Source organism: Pseudomonas sp. LJDD11 (assembly GCF_024584215.1).
Lineage (GTDB): Bacteria > Pseudomonadota > Gammaproteobacteria > Pseudomonadales > Pseudomonadaceae > Aquipseudomonas.
On sequence record NZ_JANJFL010000084.1, the window covers coordinates 1 to 675 of the forward strand.

The following is a 675-nucleotide window of genomic DNA, read 5'->3' on the forward strand; positions in this document are numbered from 1 at the left end:
CGGCACCCCGCAGCACCTGCCAGACGGGGAAGTTCCATGGCACGACGGCCAGGATCGGGCCAAGCGGGCGGTATTCGATACGCGCCTTGTTGTTCTCGACCAGCGTCGGTTCCGGTGCAAGCATGGCCGGACCATGGCTGGCGTACCACTCGCAGAGCTGCGCGCATTTCTCGATTTCGCCACGGGCCTGGGCGATGGGCTTGCCCATTTCCCGGGTGATCATCTGCGCCATGGACGTTGTGTTGTCGCGTAATGCCTTGCTCAGTGCTATCAACAACTGTGCGCGCTCATCGATCGTCTTGCGTTTCCATGACGCATAACCTTCAGCCGCACGTGAAAGCGCGTCATCCAGTGCCGAGTCAGGCTCGAACGCATAATGGCCGACCTGTTCACCATTGGCCGGGTTGATCGAAATTGCATGGGTGTGGCTGGAAATCTGTGTCATGACGCCATCCTCTTGTAGGTGGGAATGGGGCCAGAGTATCGTCGTGCTGTTTTTCGTTAAACTGAATAATAATGATCGTATCTTTCACGTTTGGAGAATGAATTGGATCTCGTCCAGCTCGAAATATTCAAGGCCGTTGCCGAGCAAGGCAGCATCAGCGCCGCGGCACAGCACATCCATCGTGTACCCTCGAACCTGACCACGCGCATCAAGCAACTGGAAAGCGATCT

General features: G+C 56.7%; 2 protein-coding genes. One reads left to right on the plus strand and one right to left on the minus strand.

Annotation, left to right across the window (positions count from 1 at the left end; all coding sequences use genetic code 11):
* Nucleotides 1-445: aldehyde dehydrogenase family protein (locus NRB16_RS28850; RefSeq protein ID WP_257107559.1), on the minus strand; the 445-nt coding region annotated here is incomplete at its 3' end.
* A gap of 102 nt (nt 446-547) precedes the next feature.
* Between NRB16_RS28850 and NRB16_RS28855 the strand changes: the two genes are divergently transcribed.
* Nucleotides 548-675 (plus strand): LysR family transcriptional regulator (locus NRB16_RS28855; RefSeq protein WP_257107560.1); only part of this gene is annotated, 128 nt, incomplete at its 3' end.